The sequence below is a fragment of the Mesorhizobium sp. CO1-1-7 genome (assembly GCF_020164885.1).
GTDB classification, from domain to species: Bacteria; Pseudomonadota; Alphaproteobacteria; order Rhizobiales; family Rhizobiaceae; genus Mesorhizobium; species Mesorhizobium australicum.
On sequence record NZ_JAIUHA010000008.1, the window covers coordinates 88,742 to 105,740 of the forward strand.

Annotated in this window: 19 protein-coding genes; 10 read left to right on the top strand and 9 right to left on the bottom strand. The window is 64.0% G+C overall.

Features of this window, described 5'->3' with window-relative positions; translation table 11 throughout:
• Window positions 1-22 precede the first annotated feature (22 nt).
• Both LB516_RS18660 and lysA read left to right on the top strand, forming a co-directional pair.
• On the top strand, window positions 23-229 hold the full coding sequence (locus tag LB516_RS18660; protein WP_023770782.1) for a lipoprotein: 207 nt from the start codon (window positions 23-25) through the stop codon (window positions 227-229).
• Between the two features lie 70 nt (window positions 230-299).
• Entirely contained in the window at window positions 300-1,568 is a 1,269-nt protein-coding gene (gene lysA, locus LB516_RS18665) for a diaminopimelate decarboxylase (RefSeq protein WP_140662834.1), read from the top strand.
• A 17-nt stretch (window positions 1,569-1,585) separates the two neighbouring features.
• Here lysA and LB516_RS18670 read toward each other — a convergent pair whose 3' ends face one another.
• Window positions 1,586-1,888 carry an ArsR/SmtB family transcription factor gene (locus tag LB516_RS18670; RefSeq protein WP_015315541.1) on the bottom strand — a complete coding sequence of 101 codons (303 nt, stop codon included), beginning with the start codon at window positions 1,886-1,888 and terminating at the stop codon, window positions 1,586-1,588.
• A gap of 50 nt (window positions 1,889-1,938) precedes the next feature.
• Here LB516_RS18670 and LB516_RS18675 point away from each other — a divergent pair, with 50 nt between their 5' ends.
• Entirely contained in the window at window positions 1,939-2,880 is a 942-nt protein-coding gene (locus LB516_RS18675; protein WP_140662836.1) for a threonine/serine dehydratase, read from the top strand.
• A 211-nt stretch (window positions 2,881-3,091) separates the two neighbouring features.
• The gene (locus LB516_RS18680) at window positions 3,092-5,689 is read left to right on the top strand and encodes a TIGR02302 family protein (protein ID WP_140616828.1); all 2,598 of its coding nucleotides are present in this window, start codon (window positions 3,092-3,094) and stop codon (window positions 5,687-5,689) included.
• Window positions 5,690-5,729: 40 nt separating this feature from the next.
• Here LB516_RS18680 and LB516_RS18685 read toward each other — a convergent pair whose 3' ends face one another.
• The gene (locus LB516_RS18685) at window positions 5,730-6,587 is read right to left on the bottom strand and encodes a LysR family transcriptional regulator (RefSeq protein ID WP_015315538.1); all 858 of its coding nucleotides are present in this window, start codon (window positions 6,585-6,587) and stop codon (window positions 5,730-5,732) included.
• A 219-nt stretch (window positions 6,588-6,806) separates the two neighbouring features.
• Here LB516_RS18685 and LB516_RS18690 point away from each other — a divergent pair, with 219 nt between their 5' ends.
• On the top strand, window positions 6,807-7,754 hold the full coding sequence (locus LB516_RS18690) for a DMT family transporter (RefSeq protein ID WP_140712863.1): 948 nt from the start codon (window positions 6,807-6,809) through the stop codon (window positions 7,752-7,754).
• Here LB516_RS18690 and LB516_RS18695 read toward each other — a convergent pair whose 3' ends face one another.
• The 3 genes from LB516_RS18695 to LB516_RS18705 all read right to left on the bottom strand — a co-directional run bounded on the left by LB516_RS18695 (window position 7,755) and on the right by LB516_RS18705 (window position 9,608).
• Window positions 7,755-8,126, bottom strand: coding sequence for a response regulator (locus LB516_RS18695; RefSeq protein ID WP_224720164.1), 372 nt, complete (start codon window positions 8,124-8,126; stop codon window positions 7,755-7,757). It abuts the gene before it with no gap.
• Between the two features lie 119 nt (window positions 8,127-8,245).
• Complete coding sequence (gene hpt / locus LB516_RS18700) at window positions 8,246-8,788, bottom strand: hypoxanthine phosphoribosyltransferase (RefSeq protein ID WP_224720165.1); 543 nt, start codon at window positions 8,786-8,788, stop codon at window positions 8,246-8,248.
• A 175-nt stretch (window positions 8,789-8,963) separates the two neighbouring features.
• Complete coding sequence (locus LB516_RS18705; RefSeq protein WP_140712861.1) at window positions 8,964-9,608, bottom strand: cadherin-like beta sandwich domain-containing protein; 645 nt, start codon at window positions 9,606-9,608, stop codon at window positions 8,964-8,966.
• Between the two features lie 189 nt (window positions 9,609-9,797).
• Here LB516_RS18705 and ftsE point away from each other — a divergent pair, with 189 nt between their 5' ends.
• The 3 genes from ftsE (at window position 9,798) to LB516_RS18720 (ending at window position 12,271) form a co-directional block, all read left to right on the top strand.
• Window positions 9,798-10,457 carry a cell division ATP-binding protein FtsE gene (gene ftsE / locus LB516_RS18710; RefSeq protein ID WP_010911739.1) on the top strand — a complete coding sequence of 220 codons (660 nt, stop codon included), beginning with the start codon at window positions 9,798-9,800 and terminating at the stop codon, window positions 10,455-10,457.
• Entirely contained in the window at window positions 10,450-11,436 is a 987-nt protein-coding gene (locus LB516_RS18715) for a cell division protein FtsX (RefSeq protein ID WP_140712859.1), read from the top strand. Before ftsE ends, LB516_RS18715 begins: the two co-directional genes overlap by 8 nt.
• Before the next feature lie 109 nt (window positions 11,437-11,545).
• Entirely contained in the window at window positions 11,546-12,271 is a 726-nt protein-coding gene (locus LB516_RS18720; protein ID WP_140616823.1) for a YdcF family protein, read from the top strand.
• A 6-nt stretch (window positions 12,272-12,277) separates the two neighbouring features.
• Here the strand turns inward: LB516_RS18720 and LB516_RS18725 are convergent, their stop codons facing one another.
• From LB516_RS18725 to LB516_RS18735, 3 genes are read right to left on the bottom strand one after another with little or no spacing between them, the layout of a single operon-like run.
• The gene (locus tag LB516_RS18725; protein ID WP_140712857.1) at window positions 12,278-12,910 is read right to left on the bottom strand and encodes a pyridoxamine 5'-phosphate oxidase family protein; all 633 of its coding nucleotides are present in this window, start codon (window positions 12,908-12,910) and stop codon (window positions 12,278-12,280) included.
• A 25-nt stretch (window positions 12,911-12,935) separates the two neighbouring features.
• Window positions 12,936-13,406: a DUF1348 family protein gene (locus tag LB516_RS18730; RefSeq protein WP_140616821.1), complete on the bottom strand. Its 471-nt coding sequence runs from the start codon at window positions 13,404-13,406 to the stop codon at window positions 12,936-12,938.
• 58 nt (window positions 13,407-13,464) lie between these two features.
• Window positions 13,465-14,016: a carboxymuconolactone decarboxylase family protein gene (locus LB516_RS18735; protein WP_015315529.1), complete on the bottom strand. Its 552-nt coding sequence runs from the start codon at window positions 14,014-14,016 to the stop codon at window positions 13,465-13,467.
• A gap of 103 nt (window positions 14,017-14,119) precedes the next feature.
• Here LB516_RS18735 and LB516_RS18740 point away from each other — a divergent pair, with 103 nt between their 5' ends.
• Both LB516_RS18740 and LB516_RS18745 read left to right on the top strand, forming a co-directional pair.
• Window positions 14,120-15,025, top strand: a complete 906-nt coding sequence (locus LB516_RS18740; RefSeq protein ID WP_015315528.1) for a LysR family transcriptional regulator — start codon at window positions 14,120-14,122, stop codon at window positions 15,023-15,025.
• Window positions 15,026-15,102: 77 nt separating this feature from the next.
• Window positions 15,103-15,891 carry a lysophospholipid acyltransferase family protein gene (locus tag LB516_RS18745; RefSeq protein WP_015315527.1) on the top strand — a complete coding sequence of 263 codons (789 nt, stop codon included), beginning with the start codon at window positions 15,103-15,105 and terminating at the stop codon, window positions 15,889-15,891.
• Between the two features lie 66 nt (window positions 15,892-15,957).
• On the opposite strand, the gene LB516_RS18750 is transcribed toward LB516_RS18745, so the two are convergent.
• Window positions 15,958-16,905 carry an aldo/keto reductase gene (locus LB516_RS18750; RefSeq protein WP_140823975.1) on the bottom strand — a complete coding sequence of 316 codons (948 nt, stop codon included), beginning with the start codon at window positions 16,903-16,905 and terminating at the stop codon, window positions 15,958-15,960.
• Between the last annotated feature and the right edge of the window lie 94 nt (window positions 16,906-16,999).

A 16,999-nucleotide genomic window follows, 5' to 3' on the forward strand; every position in this document is an offset into this window, starting at 1 on the left:
AGAGTTTCGGACGGATGGATCGATGACCGGAAGCAGGATTTTGGTGACGCTGACGCTGCTTGCGGCGCTTGCCTTCGTGACCGCCTGCGGCCGCAAGGCGGGCCTGGACACGCCCTATGAGGCGGCTGTCCAGGCACGCAAGGATGCCGAGAAGGCCCACCAGCCCGTGCCGCCGGAACCGGAAAAACCGGTCGTGGACAAGAAGTTCATTCTCGACCCGCTGATCTAGCGCCGATGAAGGCGGGATTGGTCTTGTCCAAACCCGATCGCATCGTGCCTCAACTTCCGGAACCACACTCGTGAACCATTTCGACTACCGCGATGGCGTGCTGCATGCCGAGGACGTGGCGATCCCTGATATCGCCGCACAGGTCGGCACGCCGTTCTATTGCTATTCGACGGCGACCCTGACTAGGCACTACCGTGTCTTCGTCCAGGCCTTTGCCGGGCTCGATACGCTGGTCTGCTACGCCATGAAGGCCAATTCCAACCAGGCGGTGCTGCGGACCTTGGCCAAGCTCGGCGCCGGCGCCGACGTCGTCTCGGAAGGCGAATTGCGCCGGGCTCTCGCCGCAGGAGTCCCGGCCGGCAAGATCCTGTTCTCGGGCGTCGGCAAGACCGCCCGCGAAATGGACTTTGCGCTCCAAGCCGGCATTCTCTGCTTCAACGTCGAATCCGAGCCGGAACTCGAGCTGTTGTCGGCACGTGCCGTGGCGCTCGGCAAGGTGGCGCCTATCTCGCTGCGCATCAATCCCGATGTCGACGCCAAGACCCACAAGAAAATCTCAACCGGCAAGGCTGAAAACAAGTTCGGCATTCCCTGGCAGCGGGCGCGCCAGGTCTATGCCCGCGCGGCAACGCTTCCGGGCATTAAGGTCACCGGCATCGATACCCATATCGGCAGCCAGATCACCGAGTTGCAGCCCTTCGACGACGCCTTCGCCCTGCTGGTCGACCTGGTCGGAGCGCTGCGCGGCGACGGCCACGCCATCGAGCATGTCGATCTCGGCGGCGGTCTCGGCATTCCCTACCGCGTCGACAACAACCCGCCCCCCTTGCCCGACGCCTATGCCCAGATCGTCCGCAAGCATGTCACCAAATTGGGTCTCAAGGTGATGTTCGAGCCGGGCCGGCTGATCGTTGGCAATGCCGGCATCCTGGTCTCGGAAGTGATTTTCGTGAAGGAAGGCGACGCCAAGAATTTCCTCGTTGTCGACGCTGCCATGAATGACCTGATCCGGCCGACGCTCTATGATGCCTTCCACGAGATCAGGCCGGTCGTGCAGCCGCCGGCCGACGCGCCGCGCATGATGGTCGACGTAGTCGGCCAAGTCTGCGAGACCGGCGATTATCTCGGCCTCGACCGCGACCTGCCCCGGCTGATGGCGGGCGATCTCGTCGCCGTTTCCACCGCCGGCGCCTATGGCGCGGTCCAGGCCGGCACCTACAACACTCGCCTGCTGGTGCCGGAGGTGCTGGTCGACGGCGACCGTTTCCATGTCGTGCGTCCGCGCCCGACCTATGACGAGCTGATCGGGCTGGATTCGGTGCCGGACTGGCTTGCGTAAGCCGCCCTGCCGCGACGCTATAACCGGTTCTGGATGAGTGCCCTTGCGTCGGCGATCCTGTCCTCGTCGCGGCGGTAGAAGGTCCATTGCCTGATGCGCTTGGTTCTGAGCAGGCCGGCCTGGACGAGCACGCGCATATGCTCGGAAAGCGTCGCCTGAGTGATGCCGAGCTTCTCGGCGATCAGCAGCGCGCAGACGCCGTCCTCGACCAGATCGCCATCCGCCTGTGCCCGGAAATGCGCACGTGGATTCTTGAGCCAGTCGAGAATCTGCAGTCTGCGCTCGTTGGCGATCGCCTTGAAGACATCAACCTCTTGCATTTAGCCATTTTGCCAAGTTACTAATTGCTGTCAATCCCAAGGAGATTTTGATGTCGCAGGGCAACGTCGTCACACGCGGACGCATCGCCGCGATGGAACCGCGCATCCGCCCCTATATCAGGCACACACCGGTTCTGCGCGTCGACATGGCCGACTTCGATCGGGGGCCATTGGCGATCGACCTCAAGCTCGAATGCCTGCAGCATTCCGGCTCGTTCAAAGCCCGCGGCGCCTTCACCAACCTCCTGGAGCGGCCGGTTCCCGAGGCCGGCGTCGTCGCCGCATCGGGCGGCAATCATGGCGCTGCCGTCGCCTACGCCGCCATGCGGCTTGGCCACAGAGCAACCATCTTCGTTCCCGAAGTGAGCCCGCAGGCCAAGCTGGACCGCATCCGGGCCTATGGCGCCGACCTCGTTGTCGGCGGCGCCCGCTATGCCGAAGCGCTGGCCGCCAGCGAACGGTTCGCCGAGGAAACCGGCGCCTTGCAGATCCACGCCTTCAACCAGGAGGAGACGCTGGTCGGCCAAGGCACTCTCGGGCTCGAAATCGAAAGCGATCTGCCTGAGATCGACACGCTGCTGGTCGCCGTCGGTGGTGGCGGCCTGATCGGCGGCATCGCCGCCTGGTATGCCGGCCGCATCCGCATCGTCGCCGTAGAGCCCGAGGGTGCGCCGACGCTTCATCGCGCCTTCGAGGCCGGCCATCCGGTGGACGCGCCGGCGGAAGGCATCGCCGCCGATTCGCTGGCGCCCAAGCGGGTCGGCGAGATGATGTTCCCGATCGCCGAAGCCTTCGTCGAACGCTCCATCCTGGTCAGCGACGACGACATCATCGCCGCCCAGAAGGCGCTCTGGAACCGCGTGCGCATCATCTCGGAGCCGGGTGGTGCCGCCGCCTTTGCCGCGATCCTGTCCGGCCGCTACGCGCCGACACCGGGCGAACGGGTCGCCGTGCTGGTCTGTGGGGCCAACGCAAACCCCGCCAATTTCTGATTGCAACCATTTCGGCAGGCTTCACGTTTTCTCAAACTGCCTCGCCTTTGCCGTGTTTACTGGTATTCTTCGAGTCGTGAGGCTTGGGCTATCCCGTCCGCCTCGCCGCATGATCCCGAAAAATAGAATCCAAGTTTCGGAACAGATCATGCCCAAAGAGATAGAGCCCATTGCGGTCCTTCAGGACGGAACAGGGCTCCAGGAAGGGCCGATGACCGAACGACCCACCTTCAGCAGCAATCGCGGCCTGGCCGGACGCCTGGCCTTGAGCCGGCTGGCGACGCGGGTCTCGATGGCGATCGAGCGTGGCTGGCCGCTGCTGCTTCCGCTCATTGTCGTCGTCGGCCTGTTTCTCAGCGTCTCCTGGTTCGGTATTTTTCCCCGGCTGCCGGACGTGGTGCGCATCGGCCTTATCGCCATGTTTTGCCTGGCAGGTCTGGCGGCGCTTTATCCGCTGCGCTTTTTCCGCATACCTGGCGCGGCCGAGATCGATCGCCGCATCGAAGCCGCCAACAGACTGCTGCACAGCCCGGTGCAGGTGCAGAGCGACCGGCCCAGCGGCCAGGAAAGCAGTTTCTCGCAGGCGCTCTGGCGCGAGCACCAGAAGCGAATGGCTGGAAAGCTCGACAATCTCGGCGCCGATCTGCCGCGCACGCGCGTGCCGGAGCGCGACCCGTGGGGATTGCGCGCCGTGGCGGCGCTCCTGCTGGTCACTGCCTTTGCCTTCTCCTTCGGGCCGACCGGCGGCCGGCTGACAGATGGGTTCAGCGCACATGGCACGCTCGACGCCGTACCGCCGCGCATCGACGCATGGGTGACGCCGCCGGCCTATACCGGCAAGCCGCCGATCTTCCTGACTGCCGACGCCAACCAGGCGACCCCGACTTTTCATGTCCCCGAGGGAAGCGACGTCTCCCTGCGCGTTACCGGAGGCTCGGGCGAGGAAACGCTTGCCTATGCCGACAAGGACGGCAATGCGCGCGCCATCGACCCCGCAAGCCCGCAAGCCGCCGCCAAGCCGGCAGCAAGCCCGGCGGTGTCGTCCGCCTCGCCTTCGAAGGTGCGCCAGTTCGCCAGCAAGCTGACCGGCGACGGGACGCTGACGCTGAAATCGGGGGAGGATCAGCTTGGCCGCTGGGCTTTCGCCGTCATCCCGGACAAGCCGCCGCGGATCCGCTTCGTCGGCGAGCCCAAGCGCGCCGCCAACGGCGCCTTCGAGCTCAACTATCAGATCGATGACGATTACGGCGCCGCCACCGCCAAGGCGGTCTTCGCGCTGGCCGACCCGCAGCCGCCGGGTGCGCATCCGCTCTATGGTCCGCCGGAAATGCCGCTGACACTGCCGCGCCGCGGCGGCAAGTTGAATGCCGCCAAGACCACGAAAGACCTGACCGAGCATGTCTGGGCCGGCAGCAGCATCAAGCTGACGCTAGTCGCCACCGACGACGCCGGCCACACCGCCTCAAGCGAAACCAAGACGCTCGCGATGCCCGAGCGGCCGTTCACCAACCCGCTGGCACGCGCGGTGATCGAACAGCGCCGCCTGCTTGCGCTCGACGCCAATGCCAAGCCGCGCGTGCTCGACCTGATGGAGGCCATCACGCTGCGGCCTGAAGACACGTTCGATACCATGTCCCACTACCTCGCCATCATGAGCGCAATGAGCCGGCTGAAGCTGGCGGTGAACGACGATCAATTGCGCAGCGAGGTTGCCTACCTCTGGGAGATCGCGCTTGGTATCGAGGAGGGCAACCTCTCGGCGGCCGAAAAGCGGCTGCGCCAGGCCCAGCAGGCACTGCAGGACGCCATCAAGAATGGCGCCAGCGATGCCGAGATCGAGAAGGCGATGAAGGAACTGCGCGAGGCGATGAACCAGTTCCTGCAGGAGTTCGCCGAACGCGCCAAGCAGAACCCGAACGCGCCGCAGATGCAGCAGAACGGCCAGGAGCTGCGCCAGAGCGACATCGACCGCATGATGGACCAGATCGAAAATCTGGCGAAGTCCGGCGATCGCGACAAGGCCCAGCAATTGCTGTCTCAGTTGCAGGACATGATGAACAACCTCCAGGCCGGCCGCCAGCAGCAGGGGGGCGAGCAGGACAGCCAGATGCGTCAGCAGATGGACAAGCTTGGCGAGATCCTGCGGCGGCAGCAGGAGATGATGAACGACACCTTCCGCATGGATCAGATGCAGCGCGGCGAGCGCCAGCGCGGCCGCAACCGCGACGAGCAGCTTGGCCAGAACGATGAGCAAGGTCAATCTGGCGAAAACGGCAAGCCCGGCGAGAATGGCGAGCCAAAGCCTATGACGCCGCAGGAATTCGCCGATGCGCTGAAGCAGCTGCAGGAGGGCCAGGGCCAGCTGAAGAGCGATCTGGAGCAGCTGAAGAAAGGCCTCGAGGGCATGGGCATGGAGCCCAATGAAGGATTTGGCGAGGCCGGCAAGTCCATGGGCAGCGCCGAGCAGGCGCTTGGCGAGGGCCAGGGCGACGAGGCCGTCGGCCACCAGGGCCGGGCGCTCGAGGCGCTGCGCAAGGGCGCCAAGGACATGATGAAACAGATGCAGGCCATGCAGGGCGACCAGGGCGGCAGCCAGCAAGGCGGCCGCCAGCAGGATGCCGACCGCGACCCGCTCGGCCGGCCGCGCGCCAGCCAGGGTCCCGATTTTGGCGATTCGGTGAAAGTGCCCGACGAGATCGACGTTCAGCGCGCGCGCCAGATTCTGGAAGCGATCCGCAAGCGGCTCGGCAATGCGCTCAGCCCCGACATCGAGCGCAGCTATCTGGAACGGCTGCTGGAGCTGAAATAGGAAACGGCGAGAGCGACCAGCTTCATTTCCATGGAGCCGTCTACCTGTTGACGAACGCCTCGCGGATTGCCTCCTGCATGCCGTCGATTGCTTCGCCTGACGCATTCGGGTTGCGATGCATCACCACATTGGAGGAATCGATGTCGCCGAACCCGTCCGCGGACGTCAGCTCTCGGCAGTCCGCCGGAATGTTGCTGCGTGAGATCGGCGCGATCGCCAACCCCGAGGTGACGGCAAGCTTCAGGCCGCCATTGGTATCGCTTGTATAGGCGACGCGGTAGGCAAGGCCGCGCTGCTCCAGCGATTTGATGGCGAAGTCCTTACACCAGCCGGCGCGGTTGTAGAGCGCGATCGGCACCGGGCGCTCCTCATGCATGTGATGCAGGTTCGACGTCACCCAGACAGTCGGATCATGCATCAGCACTTCGCCGCCGGAAGGATCCTGCCATTCGAACACCACGCATAAATCCAGCTCGCCGGCGGCGAGCGCCGCGATCTGCGCCTCCGAATGCGCGTAGCGTACGGTGACCTCGACCTTGGTGTGACGCTTCGAAAATGCGCCGAGCGCGCGCGACAGGATGGCGTGGCCATATTCCTCCGGAATGCCGATGCGAACCGGCCCACCGAGCGGCGCCGCCGCCATCGACGCCGCCGTTTCATCGAGCAGCGAAACGATACGGCGGGCATTGACGATGAGTTCGCCGCCACGCCGCGTCAGCGCGACGCCGCGTGAACCTCGCTCGAACAGGCTGTCGCCGACCAGCTCTTCGAGCTTCTTCATCTGCATCGACACGGCCGATTGCGTGCGGCCGGCCTGCTCGGCGGCCCTCGTGAAATTGCCGGCCTCGGCTATGGCGACAAAGGTACGCAGGAGATCACTGTCGAGGGTTGGCCGCATGGCATCCATCATAAGCAGATTTGATCGCTGGCATCATTTCAATTCGTTTGCAACATGTCAAACGCCGAACGATAATCGCCTCACCCATTGGATATGCAGTCGCGAAATCGGCTGCGGACCAATCAAGAGTCCTCACTCGTGCCCGCTACCCGAAAACGGTGGCGGGTTCTTTTTGATCTGGTGAGCGTCGCCGGATCGGATGCGCGGGAGCCTGAACGGATGCAGAATAGGATGGTGCGTGGCATCCTGAGCCTGTGCCTGGGCGTGCTGGTCTTCTCGCTGCAGGATCCGCTCGTCAAAGCCGTGTCGAGCGGCTACCCGGTGACCGAGGTGATGGCGATCCGCTCGATCGTAGCCTTGCCGATCCTGATCGTTCTGGTTCACGCCGATGTCGGGCTGCGGGCAATCCTGTCGAAACGGTTCGGCCTGCTGACGATACGCGCCTTCATCCAGTTCACCTCCTACACGGTCTATTACCTGGCCATCGCCGCCCTTCCGCTGGCCGACGCCGTGGCGCTTTATTTCATGGCGCCGCTCTGCATCATGGCGATGGCCGGCCCCTATCTCGGCGAGCGCGTTTCCTGGCGGACGCTGTCGACCGTGCTGATCGGCATGCTTGGCGTTCTGGTGATGCTGCGCCCCGGCGCCGGACTGTTCGACTGGGCGGCCTTGCTGTCGCTGGGCTCGGCCGTGCTCTACGCCTTCTCGCAGCTGATGGCTCGCAAGATCGGCGATACCGAATCGTCCACTGTCATGGCCTTCTACCAGAACGGCGCCTATCTTACCGGCGCGGCCGTCGTCGCCGGCACGTTTCACCTTGCGGGCATAACCCACGCCGTCCACCCGAGCCTCGAATTCCTGGTGCGACCATGGATCTGGCCGACGCTGCCGGATTTCCTCAAGATGGCCGCCTGCGGTTTCGTCGCCTCGGCCGGCATGATCCTGCTCTCGCAAGGCTACCGGCTGTCGCCGGCCAACCGCGTCGCCACCTTCGAATACACCGGTATCCTGTGGTCGCCGCTGTGGGGTTTCCTGTTCTTCGCCGAGGTGCCCAGGTCAGCAACGGTGATCGGCGCGGCGCTCATCATCGGCGCCGGCCTGCTGGCACTCAACACCGAGCGCCGCGCCAGCCCGGCACCGGCGCTTGTCGCCAGGGATCCAGCCTGATCAGGCGAAGCAGATCAGCGCCCGTTCGACGCGAGAGCGAATCTCGGCGAGCGTGAAGGGCTTTTGCACGACATCGAGGATGATGCCGTTCAATTCATCGGCGCGCTCGCGCTGGTCGGCATAGCCGGTCATCAGCATGACCTTCATCGCGGGAAAAAGCGCGGCTGCCGCAACCGCCATCTCGATGCCGTCCATCTCGGGCATGCGTATGTCGGAGACGACGAGATCGTACCCGCCTTTTGCGGCGCGGATCAGCGAAAGCCCCTGCGCGCCATCGGCGGCGATATCGATTGCGTGGCCGGCGCGTTCGAGCGCGCGGGCTGCGAGGGTGCGGACGGACTCATCGTCCTCGACGATCAAAAGCTTTGCCATGGCCGGCATATTTGGTGGCGAAACGTTGACTTTTCCTGAAAACCCAGGCGCTCGCCCAGACTAATTTTCCTGACACCGTTAAGGCCTTTTTCAGGATTCACCGGTGCGAGGCACTCGCCTTACACATCGCCTTTCACCACACCCACGAACGGCAATTCACGGAAAGCATGCGCCACATCCATGCCATAGCCGACGACGAAATAATCGGGGCAGTCGAAGCCGACATAATCGGCATTGAGCGCGGTCTGGCGGCGCATGCGCTTGTCGAGCAGCACGGCGATGGAACAGCTTTTCGCGCCACGCGACAGCATCAGGTCGCGCGTGAAGCTCAGCGTCTTGCCCGATTCCAGAATGTCGTCGATCAACAGCACGTCACGGCCTGCAATCTCGTTGTCGATGTCGCGCAGCACCCTCACCTCGCCACTGGTTGTGCCGGCGCCATAACTGGAGATGAAGATGAACTCGACTTCCGGCGACAGGCCGACATCATGCATGGCGCGGATCAGGTCGGCGGCGAAGATGAACGAGCCTTTCAGCACCGAAATCACCAGGAGATCGTGATAATCGTGCCCGGCGATCTCCTTGGCAAGTTCGAGATTGCGCCGCGCGATCGCCGATGCCGAAAACAGGACTTCGATGTCCTTGCCGCGCACGTTTGGCATTTCTCGCCCCCTCCAGTTTTTTTCCGAAACGCCTTCACACCGAGCGTGTGTTGAGAGTCAGGTCAGACCGAGCCGAAAGCAGTGGTTTCCGAGAACCGGAGCGGAGCGTACGTGAGCACCGGAAGCGCAGGGAACCACCGTTTGCAGGCCGGCTTCACCTGAATATCGACACACGCTATTCGGCGAAGGTGACCAAAACGGTCCTTACCCCGTTCTTAGGCACGTCGAGCCGGCTGGCAAAGCCGAATCTTTCGCCCGATGCCAGCGAATGGCCAGATGTCCCCAGCGTATAGCGGGTTGTCCGGCCGTCATTGCCCGTCACCCGGATTTCGAGTGGCGGCATTGTCGCGGGCCTCGTCCCGTCATTGGCGGCCTCGCCGTCGACGAACAGCACCGGATTGGCGCCGGAGGCATCGATGCGTGACGTCACGCCTGAAATGGTCAGCGCCGACGCTCGCGCGCCGGGCAGGAACGGTGCCTGGCGCACCAGCGCATGGCCGCCCGAGACCCAGAAGGCGGCAAGGGCGGCGCCGATGCCGGCGATCCAGAAGATCGGACCGCCGCGCGAGGCCGGCGGCCGTTCCGCTGGCATTTCCGGCTTGCGCAGCATGTCCATGCCTTCGATGGCCGGGGGGACAATCGCACGCGGCAGCGGCGTCACATTTCCGACTGGTGGGGCCGGCCGCGGCAACACCATATAATCCGCATCGATGATATCAGCCGCCGGGGCGCGCAAGATCCGGTCCGCCGCGGCAATTGCCGCGGGATCGGTCATGATTTCGCCGGAAACCGGGCGCGCGGTTCGTTCGTCAGCCATCATGGCCCCAGTATTGCGCGTGTTCGCTTTTCGTTTCTTTTGCGTAAACACAAATGGTTAACGCTTCCCCACCGGAGCCCTCTTGAAGAGCCTAAACGAGCCAGGAATTAACCGCCGGTTAACCATGCCGGCCGATGGTCTTTTCACAAAACAGGCCGGTTCGCCGCGGCCAGGAAATTCAGGTCGTCGAAATTGATTCGCTTCGAAAATGTCGGCCTCCGCTATGGCATGGGTCCGGAAATCCTCCGCGACATCTCCCTGCACATACCGGAGCGCTCCTTCCAGTTCTTGAGCGGGCCTTCGGGTGCCGGCAAGACGACATTGCTGCGCCTTTTGTTCATGTCGCTGAAACCGACGCGTGGACTGATCACCATCTTCGGCAAGGACCGCTCGCGCATCTCGCGCACCGAACTGCCGCATCTGCGCCGCCGCATCGGCGTGGTGTTCCAGGACTTTCGCCTGCTCGACCACATGACCACCTATGAGAATGTCGCGCTGCCGCTGCGCGTGCGCGGGCGCGAGGAAGCGAGCTACCGCACCGATGTCACCGAGTTGTTGAAATGGGTGGGGCTGGGCGAGCGCATGCATGTGCTGCCGCCGGTCCTGTCCGGAGGCGAGAAGCAGCGCGCCGCGATCGCGCGCGCCCTGATCGAGCAACCGGAGATCCTGCTCGCCGACGAGCCGACCGGCAATGTCGATCCGCCGCTGGCGCGGCGGCTGCTGCGGCTGTTCATCGAGCTCAACCGGCTTGGCACCGCCGTTGTGATCGCCACGCATGACCTTGGCCTGATGGAGCAGGTCGACGCGCGCCGCATGATCCTGGCCGGCGGAAGGCTTGATATCTATGACTGAGCTGTCGGCCGACCATTTCGAGGAGCAGGATGCCGAGGCGGTGGAGGCGAGGCCGCGCGCGCAACGCAAGATGGCGCCGATCGTGCCGGCGCAAAACATTGCCGGCCGCGCGCTGGTGCTGGTCATCGCCATCATGACTTTCCTGTCCTGCCTGACCTTCGGCGCGGTGACCCTGGTGCGCGACACAGCCTCGGTTTGGGAAAACCAGATCTCGCGCGAGGCGACGATCCAGATCAAGCCGGCCGACGGCCTCGACATGGAGGCGGCGCTTACCCAGGCGTCACGGATCGCCGGTGAATTCCCTGGCGTGAAGTCGACCCGGATCATCGACCGCGAAGCGACCGCAAGGCTGCTGGAGCCCTGGCTGGGTTCGGGCCTCAACATCGACGACCTGCCCGTGCCGCGCCTGATCATCGTCACCATCGACGAGAGCAGCCCGCCTGACTTCGCCGCCATGCGCGCCGCGATCACGCCGAAACTGCCGAGTGCATCGCTCGACGACCACCGCACCTGGGTCGACCGGCTGGTGGCCATGGCCCGTACCACGGTGACCATAGGCGTTGCCGTTCTGGCCTTGATGCTGTCGGCGACGGTGCTGACCGTGGTGTTCGCGACCCGTGGCGCCATGGACGGCAACGGCCACATCATCGAGGTGCTGCATTTCGTCGGCGCCGAGGCGCGCTTCATCGCACGCGAATTTCGCCGGCATTTCTTGGTCACCGGCATGAAGGGCGCAGCCGCCGGCGGAGCGGCGGCGGTGCTTGTCTTCATCGTGTTTTCCTGGTGGTCGTCACGCAACATAGCAACGCCGCAGGCCGATCAGGCGACTGCTTTGTTCGGTAACTTCGCCATCGGCTCGGCGGGTTACGCAGGTGTCGTCCTGATGGTGCTGGTGATTGGCGCGCTGACGGCGGCAACCTCGCACGTCACCGTCGTTGCCTATCTCAGCGACATCGACGTTCGCCAACCCGATGCATGAAAGGACCTCGTCTTGGCTTGGACGGAAACAGGGCGATCACGGAGAAAGAATTCGCGTAACGCAAAGTGCGTCTTTTACCTATCAAAGGCCGCATTTGAGGATTAACTATATGACCATGGACGTGCGGGATTCGACCGGGACGGCTGGACAGTTGCCAGTGGTGGTTGACCGTTGGCGCGGCCGTGGCAGGGTTAGCCATCTAAGGACCGCCCTGCGCTTCTCCGCTCTCTCCCTGCTTGTGCTTGCAACAGTGTTCGCTGGCGGCTTTGGCTGGTTCGCCAGCAAGGTCAGTCATCTGACCACGCCCGCCAACCCGGCCAAGGCCGACGCCATCATCGTGCTGACCGGCGGCCAGTCGCGCCTCGACGCCGCGATGGAGCTGCTCGCATCCGGCAAGGGCGAGCGGCTCTTGATCAGCGGCGTGCACCCCTCGGCCAGCCGGCGCCAGCTTCAGGCGGCGACCGGCGGCGACAAGAAACTGTTTTCCTGCTGCGTCGACATCGATCGCGCCGCGCTCGACACGATCGGCAATGCCGAGGAAAGCGCCAAATGGGTGGAAAACCATGCCTATGGCACGGTGATCCTGGTGACCAACAATTATCACATGCCGCGCAGCCTTTTGGAGATGGGCCGGCTGCTGCATGGCGCCAAGCTCGAACCCTACCCGGTGGTCAATTCCAACCTGGATAATGGCAGTTGGCTGACCAAGCCACGGGCAGTGCGCGTGCTGTTCACCGAATACACCAAGTACCTGCTGGCGCTGGCTCGCGGGTTTATCCCGGTGAAGCCGACGCCTGAGGGAATCGCCCTGGCCGAGACCGCCGCCGGCGGCTGAGCCGCGTCATTGCTTGGCGACAGCCCCTGAAACGCCCTTGAGGCGCGCGATCTCTTGTTCAAGGTCTTGGATGCGCCGGTCGCGCTCGCCAAGCGCGGCTGCCACATCAGCCGCCTCGAAGCGCTGCGGTATATGTTGCGGGCAATTGGCATCCCATGCCGAGACGGTGAACAGGATGATCTGCTCGGGACGCGCCTTGTAGTCCGGCGGCATCAGCCTCGCCGTCAACTCGGCATCGTCCTCGACAACGCGCGCCGTACCCCAGATCTTGATGCGCTGGCGCATCATGTAGTCGATCAGGAACAGGAAGGCCCTCGGATTGTCGGCCAGATTGCCCTGCGTGATGAATTGCCTGTTGCCGGAAAAATCCGCGAAGCCGATCGTCTTCTCGTCGAGCACCTTGAGAAAGCCGGCAGGGCCGCCGCGGTGCTGGATATAGGGCTGGCCGTCGCCATTGGCCGTCGACAGGAAGATGCTGGTCTGCATTTCGATGAATGCGGCGAGGTCCGGTGTGATCGCCGACTGCCAGCCGCCGCGCTCCTCGACGCGGGCGTAGGACTGGCGCGAGCCCTTGCGCGCCTGGATCGCCTTGACCGTCGGCGTGAAGGCGACATCGCTGGTAAAAGCGTGTGCGTTCATCGAAACCTCCTTTGCCTGAATGCTTCTAAAGACCGAGCTCCGACAGCGTCGGATGGTCGTCCGGCCGCCGGCCGAGCGGCCAGTGATATTTGCGCTCGGCCTCGGCGATCGGCAGGTCGTTGATACTGGCGATGCGCAGCCGCATCAGCCCGTGCTCGTCGAATTCCCAGTTCTCGTTACCGTAGCTGCGGAACCATGAGCCGCTGTCGTCGCGCCATTCATAGGCGAAGCGCACGGCGATGCGGTTGCCGTGGAAGGCCCAGACCTCCTTGATCAGCCGGTAGTCGAGTTCGCGCCTCCATTTGCGCGTCAGGAACGCCTGGATGGCATCGCGGCCTTGCAGGAACTCGGCGCGGTTGCGCCAACGGCTGTCCGCCGTATAGGCGAGCGCCACCCGCGCCGGATCGCGCGAGTTCCAGGCATCCTCGGCCATGCGCGCTTTCTGGGCTGACGTCTCGGCGGTGAAGGGCGGAAGCGGCGGGCGGCTCTCAGACATGGGATTTCCTCTGCGGCATGAGGTGGGGACCGGCGGGCATCGCCGCTCCTATCCGGATTCAGGCAGCATTGCGGGCGGAAACAACCGGAAAATCGATCTCGGTCTGGGCAACCTCATTGATATAGTTGGTCCAGACGTTCAGGGCGACATGCTGGACAATCTCGATGATCTCTCCGTCGTCATAGCCCGCGAGCCTGACAGCGGCGATATCCTCCTGGGCGACATGTCCGCGGCTTTGCGCAACCCGGGCGGCAAAACCCACCGCCGCGGCTGCCTTGGGGTCCATGGAGCCGCCATGGCGATTGGCCATCATCTCGGCATCGTCGAGGCTTGCGAGCGTCTTGCCGAGATAGGTGTGCGCGCACAGGCAGTAGTTGCAGCCATTGATCTCGGCGATCGCCAGCGCGATGCGCTCGCGCGTCGGCGCCGGAAGCCGGCCCCTGGCCAGCGCGCCCATCATGCCGAGATAGCCTTCCAGCGCCGCCGGACTGTTGGCGACCATCCGAAACAGGTTCGGCACGACACCAAGCTGTTTTTCCACCACTTGCAGCATGGGCTGCGCGGCGGCGGGAGCGGCAGCGATGGACGAAGGCGTAGCGATGCGGGGCATAGAGATTTCCTGGTTGAGGTGTGCCCCCGTTATATGCAGCCTTCCATGTTGCGGATGTAGATGCCATATTTGCAACCAACCCTTCCATTTTCTGGAAGAAATGATGGATCGTCTCGAAGCCATGTCCCTTTTCGTCGCGGCGGCGGAGGGCGGCAGCCTTTCCGCCGCCGCGCGCCATTCGGACGTTCCGTTGGCAACAGTCAGCCGCAAGGTCTCCGAACTGGAGCGGTACCTGAAGACACGCCTGTTGAACCGCTCGACGCGGCGGCTGACACTGACCGACGCCGGCCATGCCTATCTCACTGCCTGCCGCCGCATCCTCGACGAGGTCGGCGACGCCGAACGCACCGCCGGCGGCGAATACAGCGCCCCGACAGGGGAATTGATCGTCACCGCGCCGATCGTCTTCGGCCGCCTTCACGTGCTACCGGTCGTCACCGACTTCCTCGCCGCCTATCCCCTGGTGGACATCCGCCTGACGCTCGGCGACAGGATAAGCCAGTTGGCCGAGGATCATATCGACCTCGCCGTCCGTATCGGCAGGCTGCCGGATTCGCGCATGGTCGCCATCAGGGTCGGTTCGATCGGTCATGTTGTCTGCGCGAGCCCTGCCTATCTGGCCGGACGCGGCATTCCAGAAATTCCAGGAGATCTCGAGGCGCACAGCTGCATTACCTTCGAGGGCCTTGGCTCGCTCGCCACCTGGACCTTCACCGTGGACAAGGCTGATTTTGTCGTGCCGGTCCGATCAAGGCTCCGGGTCAACACCGCCGAGGCGGCGATTGATGCGGCGATCGCCGGTGTCGGAGTGACACGGGTGCTTTCCTACCAGATTGTCGCCGCCGCACGCTCGGGAACACTGCGCCCCGTGCTCAGGGATTTCGAACCCGAGCCTTGGCCGGTAAACCTGGTGCATGCGGGCCAGGGCCGGCTGCCGGTGAAACTGCGCGCCTTCCTCGACTTCGCCGCCCCCCGCCTGAGGGAACGCCTGGCGCAGGCGACCTGGTAGGACGGGCAGTATCGCACCGTTTCCTTTTTCTCCGCGCTTGGTGTAACCAACGCACACTTCCTCACCGGACCTCCCCCATGCTCTATGTCAGATCGCTGGCGTTCAATTTCGTCTTCTACGTCAATCTGATCGTCCAGATGATCCTCTGGACCCCGTACTATTTCCTGTCGCCCCGCCACCGCGCCTGGTTCGTGCCGAAATTCTGGTCGCGCACCTCGATGTGGCTCTATGACAAGATCGCCGGCACCAAAAACGACATCACCGGGCAGGAAAACCTGCCCGAGGGCTCCTTCATCCTGGCGCCCAAGCACCAGTCGTTCTGGGACGCCATCGCCTTCTTCCCCTTCCTCCAGGACCCGCTCTACATCCTCAAGCGCGAGCTGACCTGGATCCCCTTCTTCGGCTGGTACATCTTGAAGATGCGGATGATCCCGGTGCATCGCGGCAGCCGCTCCAAGGCCTTGAAGGCGGTGGTTGCGGCGACCAAGGAAGAAATGGCGCGCAACCCGCGCCAGCTGATCATCTATCCCGAGGGCACCCGTCGGGCGCCGGGCGACGAGCCAGCCTACAAATACGGCATCGTCGAAATCTATTCGCAGCTTGGCGTTCCGGTCGTGCCGGTCGCCCATGTCGCTGGCCTCTATTGGCCGCGCCGCAAGTTCCTGCGCTATCCCGGCACCGTCAAGGCGCGCTTCCTGCCGCCTATACCGCCTGGCCTGGGCAAGGACGAGTTCATGGCGCGGCTGATCGGTGAGACCGAAGCTGCCTGCGACCAGCTTCTCCTCGAGGCATCCCGCGCATCAAACCCGCCGGCCCTGCCGCCAACGGCGGTGAAGCGGCTTCGGGAGCTCGGCGCGAAGGCCTGAAGCGTCCTGACCACCGGCCGTCAGCCGTATACCGCCAGCACCTTGGTCAGCACCAGCGTCGCGGCCTCAGGCGCTGGCCTTGTCGAGTTCGGCCATATCGTCCGCGGACAGCTTCAGCGACGCCGCGCGGATCAGGCTGTCCATCTGCTCAGGCTTGGTCGCGCTGGCGATCGGCGCGGTGATGCCGGGCCGCGCGATAACCCAAGCAAGCGCCACTTCCGCCTGTTTGGCCGAATGCCTGGCCGACACCGCGTCCAGCGCCGCCAGGATGCGCATGCCACGCGCATTGAGGTAGTCTTTCACCCCGCCGCCGCGCTCGCTTTGGCCGAGATCGGCCTCGCTGCGGTACTTGCCGCTGAGAAAGCCCTTGGCCAGGCTGAAATAGGTGATGACGCCGATATCCTCCGCCACGCAGAGATCGCGCAGCGGGCCATCGAAGGAGGAGCGGTCATAGAGATTGTATTCCGGCTGCAGCACCTCGTAGCGCGGCAGGCCGCGCAGGCTTGCCACGTCAAGTGCCGCGCGCAACTGGCCGGCGTCGAGGTTGGAACAGCCGGCATAGCGGATCTTGCCCTTGGCGAGCAGTTTCTCATAGGCGCCGAGGGTTTCCTCATAGGGCGTGGTCGGATCCGGCCAGTGCGACAGGTAAAGGTCGATGAATTCGGTCTGCAGCCGCTTCAGCGATGCATCGACAGCCTTTTCGATATAGGCGGCCGACAGGTCCTTGTGGCCCTGCCCCATGTCCGAGCCGACCTTGGTGACCACCACGACCTTGTCGCGATTGCCACGATCCTTCATCCATTTGCCGATGATGGTTTCCGATTCACCGCCCTTGTTGCCGGGAACCCAGCGCGAATAGGCGTCGGCCGTGTCGATGGCATTGAGGCCAGCCCCGACAAAGCGATCGAGCAGATCGAAAGAAGTCTTCTCGTCGGCGGTCCAGCCGAAGACATTGCCACCCAGAACCAGCGGCGCGATGGAAAGGTCGGTGCGACCGAGACGGCGTTTCTGCAAGACGGATCTCCGTGATGATTGATTGGGACCGGACGGATGCCGCCCGCTGGCTGGGTTCGGAGCCTAACCTAGGTCTTGCCGCATCGAGGTCAAA